This is a genomic window from Ruegeria sp. BF6, from assembly GCF_056538665.1.
In genome coordinates this window covers 332,356-348,377 of record NZ_JBQFTN010000002.1, presented here as the reverse complement: position 1 = coordinate 348,377, position 16,022 = coordinate 332,356, and the positions used below count along the sequence as shown (strand labels likewise).

Sequence of the window (16,022 nt, the reverse complement as noted above, 5' to 3'; positions counted from 1 at the left end):
TTGTCAGTTTTACTCCGAATGAGTATATACATTAATATATACCGGAGGGTGCAATGATCGAAACCAAAATCCGCAAGGTCGGAAACTCGGCCGTCATGACACTGTCCACCGAGATGTTGACCATCCTCGATGCCAAAGAGGGTGACACCCTTTTTGTCCTGCGCGGTGACGATGGCACGTTAAAAGTCATGGCCCACGACCCGTCGGTCGCCGAAGCGCTTGAGGCGGCTGAAATCATCATGGACGAGAACCGCGATCTGCTTCAGGCGCTGGCGTGAAAACCCCGATCTGGGTACCGCTGGCGGCGGTTGTGGCTATTCACGACCGACAGATCTCACGACATGGCGGCGCCCCCGGAACGCGAGATCGCGCCCTTTTGGAGATGGGTTGCGCAAGAGCCATGAACCTTGCGGCCTACGCTGATGCCGATCTTGCCGAAATTGCATCAGCATACGCATTTGGCATCGCCAAGGCGCATGCTTTCATCGACGGCAACAAGAGAACGGCATTTGTGACTGCTCTGACCTTCCTGCGGCTCAATGGGTACGCCTTTCTTCCCGACCCGGCCAAGGGTGTGCTGATGATGGAAGGCTTGGCTGCTGGTCAGATAGATGAAGTGGAGTTTGCGAACTGGGTGAATGCTGGCTGGAAGCCGATCTGAGCCCTTCAAAGAATTTTTCCCGGACAAACGCAGCCTAAACAGAAAGCCCCGCCGAAAAACGAGCGGGGCTTTCAACATTTGCTTTCAGTGACCGCTCATCGGGCGGTCTGGGCCTATTACTGCGACGGCCCGTTCGGGTTGAAAGCCGACAGACCTTTGAGGATATCGATGGCATAGGCCAGCTGATAATCCTGCTCGCGCAGCTCGGCGGTGGCTTCGGCGCGGGCGCGATCTTCTTCGATCTGACGGATTTCATCCTCGCTGAGGCTGTCATTGTTCAGGCTGCCGCGCAGGTCGGCCTCGGACCGGGAGGGACGGTTCGAGTCTTCCTCGTCCGTCACAGGCGCCGGGCGCGGCTGCTCGACGATGATGTCAGGGCTGACACCAAGCGCCTGGATCGAGCGACCCGACGGTGTGTAGTAACGCGATGTGGTCAGGCGCATCGCACCGTCACCGCGCAGCGGCATGACCGTTTGCACCGAACCTTTGCCAAAGCTCTTGGTGCCGACAACGATGGCACGGCGGTGATCCTGCAGCGCGCCGGCGACGATCTCGGACGCCGAAGCCGAGCCGCCATTGATCAGAACCACGATCGGTTTGCCTTCGGTCAGATCGCCGGGGGTGGCGTTGAATCGCTCGCCCTCGCCTGGATCACGGCCACGGGTCGAAACAATCTCGCCTTCATTCAGGAAGGCATCCGAAACCTTGATCGCCTGCGTTAACAAACCACCGGGGTTGTTGCGCAAATCCAGAACAAAGCCGTTGACCTTGTCGATGCCGCCAGCCTCTTCGATCTGTTCGTTCAGGCCTTCCTCGAGGTTGGGGAAAGTCTGGTCGTTGAAGGTTGTCACACGCAGCACGACGCTGGTGCCTTCGGTGCGGGCGCGCACAGCCGTCAGCTTTATGGTGTCACGGATGATGGTGACGTCAAACGGTTCCTGCTCACCTTCGCGCACAACGGTGATGACGATTTCCGAGCCGACCGGGCCGCGCATCAGATCGACCGCCTTGTCCAGCGTCAGGCCCAGAATGCTCTCGCCGTCGACGTGGGTGATGAAATCCCCTGCCTCGATACCCGCCGCATCCGCAGGCGTATCGTCGATGGGCGAGACGACTTTCACAAAGCCCTCTTCTTGGGTGACCTCGATACCCAGCCCACCGAACTCACCACGGGTCTGTACCCGCATCTGTTCCGCGTCGTCGGGCGACAGATAGCTGGAATGCGGGTCCAATGAGGTTAGCATGCCATCAATCGCGGCTTCGATCAGTTCTTCGGGCTCGACCTCTTCGACATATTGCGCACGAATGCGCTCGAAAATATCGCCGAACAGGTCCAGCTGTTCATAGACGCTGGCATTGTTCTCGGCCTCCTGCGCCAGCAGAGGGCCGGCGATCTGAGTGGTCGCAATTATACCTGCCACGGTTCCGGCCAGACCGGCCATCATAAATTTCTTCATACGTGTTCATCCATCCTTGCTGGTCCGGAACCATGATTCCGGGTCCACGGGGCTGTTATCCTGTCTTACCTCTATATAGAGCGTTTCTGACCGGTCAGTTCCAGTGCCATCACCGCTTGTTGACAAAATAGCGCCGATTTCAGGCGTTTCTCCGGGCATCAGCCCGACCGGAGTTCCCTCGGGGATCACCTGCCCGGTATCGCCATAAACCTCTTGCAGGCCCGAAAACACGAACAAAAGTCCGGGTTGAGGCTCAAGTATCACCAGGTTCCCCAAGTCCAGAAGCGGTCCGCGATAGCGTATTGTGGCGGCTGTCGGCGAGGTCACAATTGCACGGGGACGCGTGCCCAAGACCACACCAGGACGTTTGACGCCAGCCGCATCCGTTTCCCCCGCGCGGTGCAGCAGGATACCCTGTGCAGGTAATGCGACCGCGCCCTTGCGGTCGGAGATATCGGCCTTAGTGTCGGCGATTTCCCCTTCCGCGATTTCCGACAGACCGCTTGCAAACCCTTCCAGCGTCTCCGTTGACGAGATCAGGATCGCGGTGCGCACCGGATCTTCGACAAAACGGCTGGGCAAGTCGGTTCGGTCGGCGATGGCGGTACTCAATTGTGTGCGAGCGGTTTGGACGCCGGCCAGTCCTTCGGTCAGGGTTTCGGCCGCACTTTGCTGCAACTGGCGCAGGGTCTGCACCTCTTGCAGATTGTGGGCGAGGGTCTGCGCGCGGGCGTTAAGGCCCGGCGTGACCTCGGACAGCATCATCCCCGCCCGGGCCGACCCGAGCGGCCCCGAGGGGTGCAACATCAGTACCGGCGGGGCAGTCGTCTCAATGGTCTGCAACACGCCCAACAACTGTGCGATTTCTTTTTCACGGGTGCGGAGTTCGGCGGTCAGTTGCGCCTCGCGCGTGGCGGCGCGGCGCAGGCCTTCGCGCATGGCAGTCAGACCGGCCTCAAAGGCCTGAATGGTTTCGGTCAAGGCGCGCACGCGGTCGCGGGCACTGTCCGCTTCGGTCAGAGCGACCGAAGCCCCCTCCAGCATCTGCGCCGCTTTCAGCGCGGCCGTGGCCGGGTCGGTTTGCGCGTGAACTGGTGTCATAAACAGTAGCGCCAGAAAAAGCGCGCGAATGGTCATGACAGCAGGCTCTTCCCGGTCATTTCCGGTGGCTGTTCCAACCCCATCAGCTGCAGCAGGGTTGGCGCCAGATCAGACAGTCGTCCGTTGCGCAGCGTGGCGTCCGCCGGGCCGCCAACCAATGCCACAGGGACCGGGTTCAGTGTATGTGCAGTATGCGGCCCGCCGGTATCAGGATCGACCATCTGCTCGCAGTTGCCGTGGTCGGCGGTCACGATCATTGCGCCGCCTGCCTTTTTCAGCGCAGCAACAACTTGAGCCAAACCCTGATCCACGGCCTCACAGGCCTTGATCGCCGCCTGCAGGTCACCAGTGTGACCAACCATGTCCGGGTTGGCATAGTTGGTGACGATCAGGTCGTATCCCGCCTCAATCACCTCTACGAACTTGGCGGTTACTTCGGCCGAGGACATCTCGGGCTGCAGATCATAGGTCGCCACTTTGGGCGATTTCGGCATAAAACGGTCTTCGCCCACTTCGGGTGTTTCTTTGCCGCCGTTGAGGAAGAAGGTGACGTGCGGGTATTTCTCGGTCTCGGCCAAGCGGAACTGGCGCAGGCCTTGTTTGGCGACCCATTCGCCCAGTGTGTTCACAATATCGCGCTTGGGAAACACGGTGGTCATATAGGCGTTGTGCCCGTCCGAGTATTCGACCATTCCCAGCAGGGCAGACAGTTGCGGGCGCGGGCCGGTGTCGAAATCGGCAAAACCTGGCTCACCAATCGCACGCAGAATCTCTCGTGCGCGGTCTGCGCGGAAGTTGAGACAGAAGAACCCGTCGCCGTCTTTCACGCCGTCGAAACCATCCAGAACCGTGGGCACGATGAACTCATCGGTTTCCGACTGGTTGTAGGCATGGTCAATCGCGCCATGCGCGGAGGCAGCTGTACGGCCCTGCCCCTTGATCATTGCCTCATAGGCCTCACTGACGCGTTCCCACCGATTGTCGCGGTCCATCGCGAAATAGCGCCCGCTGACCGTGACTATACGCGCGCCTTCGGGCAGGCGGTCTTCCAGCTCGGAGATGCAGGTAAATGCCGATTTCGGAGCTACGTCGCGCCCATCGGTAATCGCGTGCAGCGCGACGGGAACGCCAGCGTCGGTTATCGCTTTGGCCGCGGCAACGATGTGGTTCAGGTGGCCGTGGACACCGCCATCAGACACCAGCCCCATCAGATGCGCGGTGCCGCCCGAGGATTTCACTTTGGCGATGAAATCCTGCAGGGCGTCGTTATTGAAGAATGAGCCATCCTCGATCGCCAGATCAATCTGCCCCAAGTCCATCGCCACAACACGGCCTGCTCCGATATTGGTGTGGCCGACCTCGGAGTTTCCCATCTGACCGCTGGGCAGGCCTACATCAGGCCCATGCGTTGTCAAAGTCGCGTGCGGACCAGCGGTCATGATCGCGTCGAAGGTCGGCGTGTTGGCCAGATAGGGCGCGTTAGCTTTGGTGTCCTCGGACAGGCCCCAACCATCAAGAATGCACAGGACAACGGGTTTGGGGGCGGTCATTTCGGCTCTCCGGATTTCTGCTCTTGATCCGTCTTGTATCGCCTGACCACCGGCGGGTGAACCGCCTTTTGACCCGCGCCGGTCAGAATTAATAACGTTGCGGTTTGTCCTTGCCGATATATTCAGCAAAAGGCCGTGCTTTGCGCCCCCGGTATTTGACGGTCAGATCCAGCGGAGCCTCGTTTTCGTCATAGATCCCCAAGACAACCCCCCTTCCCCGGCTTTTCGTGCGCATCTCGATCAGTTGTTGTTCCGACCTGGTGGTGCGCTGCGACGGGCGGCGGGTCCAGGCAAAAAGGTGGTCGTACATCTCAGCGATGACCTCGACATGTTTGGCACTGCCGCCCAGGTCTGTCAGCTCTTCCGGATCATTCTCCAGATCGAACAGGATTGGCCTGTGGCCACCTTCGCAATGGATCAGCTTCCATTTCTTGTTGGCGACCATGAACATCACCGCATCGCGGACGGACGCATTCAGCATTTCGGCGATGGGTGAGGCGGAGTAATCGTATTCGCAGATCACCACATTGCGCGGCGTTTCATCCTGTTGCCCATGCAGGATCGGCAGCAGAGAATGCCCTTCGAGGATATGTGAGGCGACGTCGCCGCCTGCCACATTCACAAAGGTCGGGGCGAGGTCGATGGATTCCACCAGCGTATCGCTAACGGTGTCGCGCGTCAGGTCTGCCTCGGGCGATGGGTCATAGATGATCAGCGGTATTTTGGTTGAGGCGTCGTGGAAGAAGGTCTTCTCGCCCATCCAGTGATCGCCTAGAAAATCGCCGTGATCCGAGGTTAGAACGATCATCGTGTCGTCCATCCGGCCGGTTTTCTCCATCCAGTCGAATAAACGGCCCATCTGATCGTCGGCCTGTTTGATCAGGCCCATATAGGCGGGGATCACTGCGTCTCGCACGTCCTGACGCGAGAAAGTCCGGCCGATTTTCGTGTCCATGAACGCGCGCAGCACCGGGTGGGCGTCTTCATGCTCGGTCTCGGACCGGATCACCGGCAGCACGTGCTCGGGCCCGTACATCGAGGCATAGGGTTCCGGCACGATATAGGGCCAGTGGGGCTTGATAAAGCTCAGGTGACAGCACCACGGGGCATCGTGGCTTTCCATGAATTCGATGCCGCGGCCGGTCAGATAAGGTGTTTCACTATCTTCTTCGGAGATATTTGCCGCCTCGCTCGAGTTCTTCAGAAACCAGCCCGACAATACGTTGCCATCCGCATCCAGACCGGAGTTGGCAAAGTCGTGCCAGGGGTTGTCACTCTCATAGCCTTTGTCGGCGAGGTACTGGTTGTATTTCTTCGCCCCGTCCGGGTCATAGAACCCATCCGGGCCTTCGGGGCGCATTCCATCGTCGCGCTCATAGACGTCGAACCCGCACTCCGCTACGCGGGCGCCGATCAGGCTGTCGGGCTCTAGCCCCAGCCGCGCCATCCCCTCGGCATCCGCTTTCATATGGGTTTTGCCAACCAGCCAGCAGTCCATCCCCGCCTTGCGCAGATGGTCACCCATGGTGATCTCACCCACCTTTAGCGGGATACCGTTCCATGAGGCTCCATGCGAATGCACGTAGCGCCCGGTATAGGTGGACATGCGCGAGCTGCCACAAATGGGAGATTGAATATAGGCCCGGTCGAACCGAACGCCCCGCGCGGCCAGACGGTCAATATTGGGAGTATGGAGGTGCGGGTGGCCGTAACAGCTCAGATAATCCCAGCGGAGCTGGTCGAACATGATGAACAGGATGTTTTTGGCTTTGGCCAAGGCATTGCCCCCCAAGTGTCTATGGGGACCTAGTTAGCCAATTCCCGGCCCTGGGCGAAGCGTAAACTACACCTCTGCCTGACGTTCCATCTGCTCCTGCTTCTTCTTCGCGCGCTTGCACTGAAGCTTATCCCGCAGCGGTGAGTTCGGATCGACGTCTTTCTGGCAAACTACGCATTTATCCGCGCCCGAGATCGCGTTCAGGCCGCCACAGCTGCCCTTGATGGTCTTGCCCATCAGCATCACGCCCAACGACATGCCTACCACGACGAGGGTCAGCAGAATGAAGGCCAGAATAAAGGTGCTCATCGTGGGTCCTACCGGTTAGTTGGTGCCAAGCGCGTCTTTGAACGCAGTGCTGTGAACGGTGATATAGGCTTCTTCGCCGCCTGTCACATCCCGCGAGATGAAATACACGGCAAGTTCATGCTTTTCGGCCAGTTCGAGGCCCTTTTCCTGTCCCAAAGCCAGCATCGCGGTGGCCCAGGCATCCGCCATCATCGCGTTTTCGGCCAGAACGGTGACCGAGGTCGTCCGGTGCGTGATCGGACGGCCTGTCGTCGGATCGATGATATGCGAATAGCGCACACCGTCCTGTTCGAAGAAATTCTTGTAATCGCCCGAGCTGGCCATACCCAGATCGCCCACCGATACGATCAGCTGCGGGGTTTGGGCTCCGGCCTGCGGTTTTTCGATGCCGATCCGCCAGGTTTCGCCCTTGTCGTTCTGACCCTTGGTGACCAGATCGCCGCCGATTTCTACCAGATAATCCTCGATCCCCGCTTCGCGCAGGGTCTCGGCCACGGCGTCGATACCATAGCCCTTGGCGATAGCAGACAGGTTGATGCCGACGCCGGGTTCGGATTTCGCCAGCGTGCCGGCCTCGGCATCCAGGGTCAGTAACCGGTTTTGGCCGACGCTGTTCAGCGCGACCTCAATCTCGACGTCCGAGGGCACCGGGTCTTCCGGCGTGCGCGGGCCAAAGCCCCACAGCTCGATCAGTGGGCCAAGGGTAACGTCGAATATGCCACCAGTTTTCTCATGCACCTCATTCGCAGCTGCCATCACCAGTACAAATTCTTCGGACACCGGCATAGGATCGGTGCCGGTTGCGGCAGAAAAGGTGGAGACCTCGGAATTAGGGTCCCAGTTCGACATCTTGGAGTTGACCTCGGCCAAGGTTTCTTGGACCGCTGCGGCCAAAGCGTCCTCGTCCAGATTCTCGCCAATGGCGGTGATGTTGAATGTCGTACCCATTGTCTCACCCGAAAGGCGAACCACTTCGGGCTCCTTGTCGAACAGGCAACCGGACAATAGTGTGACAAAGGCCAGAACAGGCACAAGACGCATGGGGTGGTCTCCGAAAATTCAGTGCCCGGCATATGCCAGCCACCCTTGCCGAAGTCAAACCGGCGTCACAGCTTCAGCGGCAGAAAGCCCAGAACCAAAAGGCCGATCCCCGCAGGCACCCCGAACAACCACGCCCGTTTCTGCCATCCCGGCGCCTGCTGTTTCCACGCCATGCGGAAATTATGGCCGCAAACGACCACCGCAAAGAAAATCAACGCGGCCACGGGCGGGGTAAGGTACAGCTCGTTCAAAGGCTTAAGGTTCCTCTGCTGGCAAGAGATTCTGCCGATCAGTGCAAATGCACCCTATACAGGTCGTTTAGCTGCGCTAAGGTGAAAGGGAAAGACTTTGCAATAACCATGAAGGAGATTGCCCATGGCCCCAACCTCTTACCAATCGCCATCGCGTGGCGACAAGGCTGACAAGTCCACGTACAGCCAATCGACGGACTCGAACCTGTCGCACTCGCAGACAACCGTGGCCAAGTTGCTTGAAGGTAAAGGGGATGCGGTGTTTTCGGTGCGCCCGAACGAAACGATCCATTCCGTGGTCAACACACTCAAGGAAAAGCGGATTGGTGCGGTGCTGGTGACCGACCAGAACGGTACCTTGCAGGGCATCCTGTCCGAGCGCGACATCGTGCGGCGCATGGCGGACACGCCCGGCCAGACCCTGCCGCAAGCGGTCGAGGACCTGATGACGCGCGAGGTAAAGACCTGCGCGCCGGATGACTATCTGAACGACGTTCTGAAAACTATGACTGAAGGCCGGTTCCGCCACATGCCGGTTCTGCGTGACGGCAACCTGTGCGGCGTCATCACCATCGGCGACGTGGTGCATTTCCGCCTGAAAGAGCTGGAATACGAAGCGCTTCGCATGAAGCAGATGATTGTCGGCTAGGCGTTTCTGTCCAGAAACCCCTTGACCTTGCACCGGTGACAGTATCCCTGATGCGTCAAAGATAGCGTTGAGGTCGAGGGTTGCATGAAACGGGTTCTGGTCACGGGCACGGCGGGATTTATCGGGTTCCATCTGGCAAAGCTGCTGCTGTCCGAAGGATTTCGCGTGCATGGCTATGACGGGATGACGAACTATTACGACGTTACCCTGAAACAGCGTCGCCACCAGATGCTGTTGCAAACACCGGGATTTTCGGCGACCGAGGATTTGCTGGAAAACCACGAACGCCTGATGCAGGTCGCCGATGATTTTCAGCCCGAGGTGATCGTCCACCTCGCCGCGCAGGCCGGGGTGCGCTACAGCCTTGAAGACCCGCGCAGCTATGTCAGCTCGAACGTGGTCGGAACTTTCAACGTGATGGAGGTTGCGCGTGAACACGATGTTGAGCACCTTCTGATGGCCTCGACATCCTCGATTTACGGCGCAAATGAGAAGATGCCTTTTGCCGAAACGGACAAGGCGGACAACCAACTGACGATTTACGCGGCCACCAAAAAAGCCAATGAGGCGATGGCCCATTCCTACGCCCATCTGTGGAACCTGCCGACCACCATGTTCCGGTTCTTCACTGTCTACGGCACCTGGGGGCGGCCCGACCTGGCCTATTTCAAGTTCACCGAAGCGATCCTGAAAGACCGACCCATCGACATTTACAACAACGGCGACATGTATCGTGATTTTACGTATGTCGACGATCTGGTGCGGGGGATACGGCTGCTGATCGACGCGGCTCCGGTCCGACCGCAGAGCAAGGATGACATTGCTGAAGGCGACAGCTTGTCACCGATCGCGCCGTTCCGCATCGTCAATATCGGGAACTCAGATAAGGTGCGCCTGATGGACTTCATTGAGGCGATCGAAGATGCGCTCGGCAAGAAAGCGGTGCGAAACTACATGCCGATGCAGAAAGGCGATGTGCCCGCGACCTGGGCAGATACCAACCTGTTGCAGAGCCTCACTGGTTATAAGCCGACAACGGACATCAGCAGGGGCATGAAGGAATTCGTGGCCTGGTATAGGGACTTCTACCAAAAGCCTGAATGAAAAAAACCGGCGCTGTGTGCGCCGGTTTTTCGCTTCTTACCCGCCGAAATCGTCGAGCATGATGTCTTCTCGATCCACACCCAGATCCAGCAGCATATTGATAACCGACTGGTTCATGATTGGCGGGCCACACATGTAGAACTCGCAATCTTCGGGCGCGGGGTGGTTCTTGAGATATTCTTCGAACAGTACGTTGTGGATAAAGCCGGTGTAGCCTTTCCAATCGTCCTCAGGCTGCGCGTCCGACAGGGCCACGTGCCATTCGAAATTATCGAACTCCTTTGCCAACTGATCGAAGTCTTCAACAAAGAACATCTCTTTCTTTGACCGGGCACCGTACCAGAAGCTGATCTTGCGGTTGCGGTTCTCAAGACGTTTGAGCTGGTCGAAGATGTGGCTGCGCATCGGCGCCATTCCGGCACCACCGCCGATGAAGACCATTTCCTTGCCGGTCTCGCGCGCAAAGAACTCACCAAACGGGCCCGAGATCGTGACCTTGTCGCCCGGCTTCAGGTTGAAGATGTACGAAGACATCTGACCCGGAGGGATGCCCTCGGAGCCCGGAGGCGGCGACGCAACGCGGACGTTCAGCATGATCATGCCCTTCTCGTCCGGATAGTTGGCCATCGAATAGGCGCGCTCGATCGGTTCGTTCACGACGGATTCGTACTGCCACAGGTTAAAGCGATCCCAATCCTCGCGGTACTCCTCCTGCACGTCGAAATCGGTGTATTTCAGTGCGTGTGCAGGGGCCTCAATCTGAATGTAACCACCGGCGCGGAAATTCACATCCTCACCTTCGGGCAGGTCCAGCGTCAGTGCCTTGATGAAGGTAGCAACGTTTTCGTTTGACCGAACGGTGCATTCCCATTTCTTGACGCCAAAGACTTCTTCGGGAACCTCGATGTCCATGTCCTGCTTGACTGCAACCTGACAGGACAGACGGTCACCGCAGGAGGCTTCGCGCTTGGTGATGTGGCTTTCCTCGGTCGGCAGGATCGAGCCGCCACCGGAATGTACCTTCACCCGGCACTGAGCGCAGGTGCCGCCGCCACCGCAGGCAGAGGGGACGAACAGTTTCTCGGCTGCCAGTGTCTGCAGCAGCTTGCCGCCTGCGGGTACCGAGATGGTTTTCTCACCATTGATAGTGATGTTGACGTTGCCGGTCGAAACCAGACGCGAGCGCGCAGCCATGATGACGGCGACCAGCGCCAGAACGATCAGGGTGAAAAGGATGACGCCTAAGCTAAAAGTTTCCATTGCGCCCTCCTTACAGTTTCACGCCCGAGAAGGACATGAAGGCCATCGCCATCAGACCTGCGGTGATGAAGGTGATGCCCAGACCTTGCAGTCCGTCGGGAATGTCGGAGTATTTCAGCTTTTCACGTACACCGGCCATCGCGGTGATCGCCAGCGCCCAGCCAAAGCCGGAAGACAGACCATAGGTGGTGGCCTCGGCAAAGTTGTAGTCGCGCTCCACCATGAACAGCGAGCCGCCCAGGATTGCACAGTTCACCGTGATCAGCGGCAGGAAAATTCCCAACGCGTTGTAAAGCGGCGGGAAGTACTTATCCAAAACCATCTCGAGGATCTGAACCATCGCCGCGATCACACCGATATACGAGATCAGGCCAAGGAAGGTCAGGTCCACATCCGGGAACCCGGCCCAGGCCAGTGCACCCGGCTTCAGCAGATAGTTCAGCAGCAGGTTGTTGGCAGGCACGGTGATCGCCTGCACGACCATGACCGAGATGCCCAGACCCAGCGCGGTCGAAATCTTCTTGGACACGGCGATGAAGGTACACATCCCCAGGAAGAAGCTGAGCGCAAGGTTTTCGACAAAGATGGCCTTTACGGCCAGTGAGATCAGACCTTCCATCAGTGGGCCTCTACCTGCTGAATTTTGTATTCACGCTCTTCCACCTGGTTCGGCTTCCATGTGCGGAAGGCCCAGATGATCAGACCGATGATGAAGAACGCCGACGGTGGCAGCAGCAGCATGCCGTTGGGCACGTACCAGCCACCGTTGTTGATGGTCTCCAGAATGGTGACGCCAAACAGAGATCCGGCACCGAACAGCTCACGGATAAAGCCGACCAGCATCAGGATGAGGCCATAGCCCATGCCGTTGCCCACACCGTCGATGAAAGAAGCCACCGGCGGGTTCTTCATCGCAAACGCTTCGGCGCGGCCCATCACGATACAGTTGGTGATGATCAGACCGACGAAAACCGACAGGGTTTTCGAAATCTCAAAGGCATAGGCCTTGAGAACCTGATCCACAAGGATCACCAGCGAGGCGATGATCACCATCTGCACGATGATCCGGATCGAGCCCGGGATCTGGTTGCGCAGGATCGAGATGAACATCGACGAGAAAGCGGTCACGAAGGTCACCGCCAGCGCCATCACAAAGGCCACCTGCAACGACGAGGTCACCGCCAGCGCGGAACAGATACCCAGAACCTGCAGCGTGATCGGGTTGTTGTCGACAAGCGGGTCGACCAGCATCTCTTTCTTGGTCTGAGACATCAGAGTTCTCCTGCTTGCAGTTTGGCCAGAAACGGAGCGTAGCCCGCGTCACCCATCCAGAATTTCACCAGGTTATCGACACCCACGGACGTCAACGTGGCACCAGCCAGCGCATCAACATAGAAATCGGGCCCGGCTGCGGGTTGCGATTTGGCGACGGTGATCTGCAGATCGCCCGCGTCATCACGCAGTTTCTTGCCGCTCCACAGCGCTTTCCAGCGCGGGTTGTCCACCTCGGCTCCCAGGCCCGGGGTCTCACCATGCTGATAGAATTGCAGGCCGTAGATATCGTTGCCGTTATTCTCCAGCGCGATAAAGCCATAGAGCGTCGACCACAGGCCATAGCCGTGCAGCGGCAGGATCACCTTATCCAGCGCGCCCGCATCGTCACGCAGCAGATAGATCACGCGGTAGTTTGCCTTGCGGCCGATCCCTGCCGGGTCGTCATCCAGCGCGACGCTCAGCTCGGGGTCGCTGGCTGCGGCGATATCGTCGAAGGTGGCCGGGTCGAACTGATCATCGACGAAGTCTCCGGTGGACAGCTCCAGCACATGCGGCTCGAACGCGGCGAAGGCTTCGGAAACGTCGATGCCGGGCTCATAAACGCCCGCCACCTGCAGAACGTTTACCTGCTTGTCTTTCAGGGCGTTGGCTTCCTGCACCGGGCGCAGGCTGACCGCAGCGGCGGACACGACCATCGAGGCCACAAGGCAGACAGCCACGGCGATGAAGATCGTTTTGCCAACCGAATCCGGCGAGGCCGCCAGAAACTTGGCAATCGCGCCTTTTGGTTCTTGGGATTGCGTATCAGACATGGCGACGCGCCCTCCGTTTGATGTTGGCCTGAACGACGAAATAGTCGATCAGCGGTGCAAAGACGTTGCCGAACAGGATGGCCAGCATCATGCCTTCGGGGAAAGCCGGGTTGAGGACGCGGATCAGCACAACCATGACACCGATCAGCGCGCCATAGATGTAGCGGCCCAGATTGGTGTGGCTTGCGGATACCGGTTCGGTGACCATGAACGCCAGGCCGAACGCATACCCGCCTAGCACGACATGCCAATACCACGGCATCGCAAACATCGGGTTGGTGTTCGACCCGATCAGGTTCAGCAGCCACGTGAACACGATCGTCCCGGCTAGACAGCCCACGATCAATCGGTAATTGGCGATCTTGGTCACCAGCAGGAAGACCAAACCGATAATACAAGCCAGCGTCGAGGTTTCTCCAAAGCTGCCCTGAATGGTGCCGTAGAAGGCGCTCCACCAGGTGATGCCCTCGGCGGCCAGCGCTTGCATCCCGTCGGCTGCGGAAACGGCCAGCGCCGTGGCGCCCGAAAACCCGTCAACCGGGGTCCAGACCGCGTCACCCGACATCTGCGCTGGATAGGCGAAGTACAGGAAAGCCCGGCCCACCAGCGCGGGGTTGAGGAAGTTCTTGCCGGTGCCGCCAAACACCTCTTTGCCGATCACGACGCCGAAGATGATGCCCAATGCCACCTGCCACAGCGGCGTGGTGGCCGGCATGATCAGCGTGTAAAGCATCGAGGTCACAAGGAAACCCTCGTTTACCTCGTGTCCGCGTACAGTGGCGAAGATGACCTCGAAAATACCGCCTGCGACCAGTGTCACTATATAGATCGGCAGGAAGTACAAAAGTCCGTGCATGACGTTGGCGAAGATGCTGGACGGGTCCAGCGAAATGCCGAACATCTGCAGCAGGGCGATCCGCCAACCCGTGGCCGACTCCGGCCCCAGCGTGGCAATGGCCGAGTTTGCCTGATAGCCGGTGTTCCACATCCCCCACAGGATACAGGGGATCGTCGCGATCACGACATAGGTCATGATACGCTTCATATCCACATAGGACCGTGCATGGGGGGCGACGGTGGTTACGGTTTTCGGAGTGTAGATAAAGCTTTCGACCATCTCGTAGATGGGGAATAACTTCTCGTACTTGCCGCCCTTGGTAAAGTTCGGCTCGATCCGGTCAAAGAAGCTGCGCAAACCCATTCGGATTAGCCCTCCTTTTCAATCTTGGTCAGGCAGTCGCGCAGCGCCAGCCCGTATTCATATTTCGCCGGACAGGCAAAGCCCACAAGGCCCAGATCCTCTTCGTCCAGCTCCAAAGCACCCAGTGCCTGAGCGGTGTCGGTATCCATCACCAGCAATGCCCGCAGCAGCTGTGTCGGCAGGTAATCCTGCGGCATCAGCTCTTCGAACGTCCCTGTAGGCACCATCGCACGGCGGCCACCGTTCAGGTTGCTGGTCAGTTTATAGAGTTTGCGCGCAAAGGCCGAGCCCAGAACCGGCTGGACCGCGAACTTCGAGGGCATCGGAAGAATCCAGCCCATCGTGATCTGATCTTGATCCTCGCGAATGATGCTGATCTGACGGGCAAAACGGCCCAGATAGGCGGTCGGGCCCTCGGCCTGCACACCAGACAGGATCGAGCCCGAGATGATCCGGGCGGTGCCGTCTACATCAATCTCGTCGCGGGTCAGGTCATCGGTCGAGGCGCCCATCACAGTTCGGATCAGACGCGGTTGCCGCGCGCCGGGGCCGCTGAGTGCGATCACAACGTTGGGGTCCAGATGCCCGGTTTGGAACAACCGGCCAATGGCAATCACATCCTGATAGCCAATGGTCCAGACCTGCTTGTCGCCGGCCAGCGGCTCAAGGAAGTGAATATGCGTGCCCGCCAGACCCGCTGGGTGCGGACCCGAAAAGCCCGCGGCTTCGACACCCGCCACATCTGAACCCGGAATGGAATCGCCGTCCTTGTGACACAGATAGGTTTTGCCCTCGGTCAGCTTGGAGATCGCACCCAAGCCCGCGGCAAATGCCTCACCCGCATCGGCAATGATCATGGCCGCGTCGGCTGCCAGCGGTTCGCTGTCCATCGCGGTGACGAAAATCGCCGCCGGTTTGGTGTGCGGTGCCGGCATTTTCGAATATGGCCGCGTGCGGAAAGCCGTCCACAGGCCCGCCGTGCACAGCTTGTCGGTCACGCCTTCGGCGCTGTCACCGTTGCCGACGCCCGAGAAATCAACACCCGCGTCGTTTGGGTCCGAAACCTCGATCACGACGCTCTGCAAAACACGCCGGGCGCCACGGTTGATGGCGACGATCTTACCGCTGAGCGGCGCAACCATCATCGCCTCGGGTACATCCTTGTGGCAAAACAGTGGTGTGCCGCGCTGAACCGTGTCACCTTCCTGAACCAGCATTCGCGGTTTCAGGCCAAGGTAGTCGCCCCCCAACACTCCAACAGATTTGAATTCTGGTCCCGGATGGATGGTTTGTTCCGGTGCGCCCTGCACCGGCAACTCCAACCCTTTTTTCAGTTTGAAAGTTTGCATGTCGCTACTGTCTTCCAAGCCTCTTTACCTGTGCCAGCCATGCCGACACCTTTTCAGGGTCAGACAATAACGCGGGATTTTCAAACAGTCGTCGCAAAAGCGTCGAAATGCGTCCGAATTCCGCGGGCGTAGTTCTGATTGGGGGTCCTTTACGCGGGGATGATGCTAAAAGCAAACCTGTTACCGTCTAAACTGCACTTTGAATGGCACTTTCCTCGGAAGATT

At 58.7% G+C, this 16,022-nt stretch carries 17 protein-coding genes; 4 read left to right on the top strand and 13 right to left on the bottom strand.

The window, feature by feature from the left end:
* Positions 1-53: 53 nt before the first annotated feature.
* Both ACR0IM_RS09765 and ACR0IM_RS09760 read left to right on the top strand, forming a co-directional pair.
* Positions 54-278, top strand: a complete 225-nt coding sequence (locus tag ACR0IM_RS09765) for an AbrB/MazE/SpoVT family DNA-binding domain-containing protein (protein WP_480641572.1) — start codon at positions 54-56, stop codon at positions 276-278.
* Positions 275-661, top strand: a complete 387-nt coding sequence (locus tag ACR0IM_RS09760; RefSeq protein WP_480641573.1) for a type II toxin-antitoxin system death-on-curing family toxin — start codon at positions 275-277, stop codon at positions 659-661. Before ACR0IM_RS09765 ends, ACR0IM_RS09760 begins: the two co-directional genes overlap by 4 nt.
* A 116-nt stretch (positions 662-777) precedes the next feature.
* Here ACR0IM_RS09760 and ACR0IM_RS09755 read toward each other — a convergent pair whose 3' ends face one another.
* The 7 genes from ACR0IM_RS09755 to ACR0IM_RS09725 all read right to left on the bottom strand — a co-directional run bounded on the left by ACR0IM_RS09755 (position 778) and on the right by ACR0IM_RS09725 (position 8,147).
* Entirely contained in the window at positions 778-2,118 is a 1,341-nt protein-coding gene (locus ACR0IM_RS09755; protein ID WP_480641575.1) for a S41 family peptidase, read from the bottom strand.
* Between the two features lie 6 nt (positions 2,119-2,124).
* Positions 2,125-3,255, bottom strand: coding sequence for a murein hydrolase activator EnvC family protein (locus ACR0IM_RS09750; protein ID WP_480641576.1), 1,131 nt, complete (start codon positions 3,253-3,255; stop codon positions 2,125-2,127).
* The gene (gpmI, locus tag ACR0IM_RS09745; protein WP_480681717.1) at positions 3,252-4,769 is read right to left on the bottom strand and encodes a 2,3-bisphosphoglycerate-independent phosphoglycerate mutase; all 1,518 of its coding nucleotides are present in this window, start codon (positions 4,767-4,769) and stop codon (positions 3,252-3,254) included. The genes ACR0IM_RS09750 and gpmI overlap by 4 nt, the downstream gene beginning before the upstream one ends.
* Positions 4,770-4,857: 88 nt before the next feature.
* Positions 4,858-6,516, bottom strand: coding sequence for a sulfatase-like hydrolase/transferase (locus ACR0IM_RS09740; protein ID WP_480681814.1), 1,659 nt, complete (start codon positions 6,514-6,516; stop codon positions 4,858-4,860).
* A gap of 96 nt (positions 6,517-6,612) precedes the next feature.
* Positions 6,613-6,855, bottom strand: a complete 243-nt coding sequence (nqrM, locus tag ACR0IM_RS09735; RefSeq protein ID WP_480681716.1) for a (Na+)-NQR maturation NqrM — start codon at positions 6,853-6,855, stop codon at positions 6,613-6,615.
* A gap of 15 nt (positions 6,856-6,870) precedes the next feature.
* Positions 6,871-7,896, bottom strand: a complete 1,026-nt coding sequence (locus ACR0IM_RS09730) for an FAD:protein FMN transferase (RefSeq protein WP_480681715.1) — start codon at positions 7,894-7,896, stop codon at positions 6,871-6,873.
* A 65-nt stretch (positions 7,897-7,961) separates the two neighbouring features.
* Positions 7,962-8,147, bottom strand: a complete 186-nt coding sequence (locus tag ACR0IM_RS09725; RefSeq protein WP_170401628.1) for a hypothetical protein — start codon at positions 8,145-8,147, stop codon at positions 7,962-7,964.
* Positions 8,148-8,271: 124 nt separating this feature from the next.
* Here ACR0IM_RS09725 and ACR0IM_RS09720 point away from each other — a divergent pair, with 124 nt between their 5' ends.
* Both ACR0IM_RS09720 and ACR0IM_RS09715 read left to right on the top strand, forming a co-directional pair.
* On the top strand, positions 8,272-8,796 hold the full coding sequence (locus tag ACR0IM_RS09720; RefSeq protein ID WP_480591170.1) for a CBS domain-containing protein: 525 nt from the start codon (positions 8,272-8,274) through the stop codon (positions 8,794-8,796).
* An 84-nt stretch (positions 8,797-8,880) separates the two neighbouring features.
* Complete coding sequence (locus ACR0IM_RS09715; protein ID WP_480681714.1) at positions 8,881-9,900, top strand: NAD-dependent epimerase/dehydratase family protein; 1,020 nt, start codon at positions 8,881-8,883, stop codon at positions 9,898-9,900.
* Positions 9,901-9,936: 36 nt separating this feature from the next.
* On the opposite strand, the gene nqrF is transcribed toward ACR0IM_RS09715, so the two are convergent.
* The 6 genes from nqrF to ACR0IM_RS09685 are packed head-to-tail and all read right to left on the bottom strand — an operon-like array spanning position 9,937 to position 15,797.
* Complete coding sequence (gene nqrF / locus ACR0IM_RS09710) at positions 9,937-11,160, bottom strand: NADH:ubiquinone reductase (Na(+)-transporting) subunit F (protein WP_480681713.1); 1,224 nt, start codon at positions 11,158-11,160, stop codon at positions 9,937-9,939.
* A gap of 10 nt (positions 11,161-11,170) precedes the next feature.
* Positions 11,171-11,779 (bottom strand): NADH:ubiquinone reductase (Na(+)-transporting) subunit E, encoded by a 609-nt coding sequence (nqrE, locus tag ACR0IM_RS09705; protein WP_039526851.1) that lies wholly within the window; start codon positions 11,777-11,779, stop codon positions 11,171-11,173.
* Positions 11,779-12,432 carry an NADH:ubiquinone reductase (Na(+)-transporting) subunit D gene (locus tag ACR0IM_RS09700; RefSeq protein ID WP_170401640.1) on the bottom strand — a complete coding sequence of 218 codons (654 nt, stop codon included), beginning with the start codon at positions 12,430-12,432 and terminating at the stop codon, positions 11,779-11,781. The genes nqrE and ACR0IM_RS09700 overlap by 1 nt, the downstream gene beginning before the upstream one ends.
* A complete protein-coding gene (locus tag ACR0IM_RS09695) occupies positions 12,432-13,247 on the bottom strand; it encodes a Na(+)-translocating NADH-quinone reductase subunit C (protein WP_480641580.1) in 816 nt (271 codons plus the stop codon). The genes ACR0IM_RS09700 and ACR0IM_RS09695 overlap by 1 nt, the downstream gene beginning before the upstream one ends.
* Positions 13,240-14,448, bottom strand: a complete 1,209-nt coding sequence (locus ACR0IM_RS09690) for an NADH:ubiquinone reductase (Na(+)-transporting) subunit B (protein WP_480641581.1) — start codon at positions 14,446-14,448, stop codon at positions 13,240-13,242. The genes ACR0IM_RS09695 and ACR0IM_RS09690 overlap by 8 nt, the downstream gene beginning before the upstream one ends.
* Before the next feature lie 5 nt (positions 14,449-14,453).
* Positions 14,454-15,797, bottom strand: a complete 1,344-nt coding sequence (locus tag ACR0IM_RS09685; protein WP_480681712.1) for a Na(+)-translocating NADH-quinone reductase subunit A — start codon at positions 15,795-15,797, stop codon at positions 14,454-14,456.
* Positions 15,798-16,022 lie beyond the last annotated feature (225 nt).

Bases quoted from the DNA above. Each gene is read 5' to 3' on its own strand.
- ACR0IM_RS09765 (WP_480641572.1), top strand. From the start codon at position 54: ATGATCGAAACCAAAATCCGCAAGGTCGGAAACTCGGCCGTCATGACA.
- ACR0IM_RS09755 (WP_480641575.1), bottom strand. From the start codon at position 2,118: ATGAAGAAATTTATGATGGCCGGTCTGGCCGGAACCGTGGCAGGTATA.
- ACR0IM_RS09750 (WP_480641576.1), bottom strand. From the start codon at position 3,255: ATGACCATTCGCGCGCTTTTTCTGGCGCTACTGTTTATGACACCAGTT.
- gpmI (WP_480681717.1), bottom strand. From the start codon at position 4,769: ATGACCGCCCCCAAACCCGTTGTCCTGTGCATTCTTGATGGTTGGGGC.
- ACR0IM_RS09740 (WP_480681814.1), bottom strand. From the start codon at position 6,516: ATGTTCGACCAGCTCCGCTGGGATTATCTGAGCTGTTACGGCCACCCG.
- nqrM (WP_480681716.1), bottom strand. From the start codon at position 6,855: ATGAGCACCTTTATTCTGGCCTTCATTCTGCTGACCCTCGTCGTGGTA.
- ACR0IM_RS09730 (WP_480681715.1), bottom strand. From the start codon at position 7,896: ATGCGTCTTGTGCCTGTTCTGGCCTTTGTCACACTATTGTCCGGTTGC.
- ACR0IM_RS09720 (WP_480591170.1), top strand. From the start codon at position 8,272: ATGGCCCCAACCTCTTACCAATCGCCATCGCGTGGCGACAAGGCTGAC.
- ACR0IM_RS09715 (WP_480681714.1), top strand. From the start codon at position 8,881: ATGAAACGGGTTCTGGTCACGGGCACGGCGGGATTTATCGGGTTCCAT.
- nqrF (WP_480681713.1), bottom strand. From the start codon at position 11,160: ATGGAAACTTTTAGCTTAGGCGTCATCCTTTTCACCCTGATCGTTCTG.
- nqrE (WP_039526851.1), bottom strand. From the start codon at position 11,779: ATGGAAGGTCTGATCTCACTGGCCGTAAAGGCCATCTTTGTCGAAAAC.
- ACR0IM_RS09700 (WP_170401640.1), bottom strand. From the start codon at position 12,432: ATGTCTCAGACCAAGAAAGAGATGCTGGTCGACCCGCTTGTCGACAAC.
- ACR0IM_RS09695 (WP_480641580.1), bottom strand. From the start codon at position 13,247: ATGTCTGATACGCAATCCCAAGAACCAAAAGGCGCGATTGCCAAGTTT.
- ACR0IM_RS09690 (WP_480641581.1), bottom strand. From the start codon at position 14,448: ATGGGTTTGCGCAGCTTCTTTGACCGGATCGAGCCGAACTTTACCAAG.
- ACR0IM_RS09685 (WP_480681712.1), bottom strand. From the start codon at position 15,797: ATGCAAACTTTCAAACTGAAAAAAGGGTTGGAGTTGCCGGTGCAGGGC.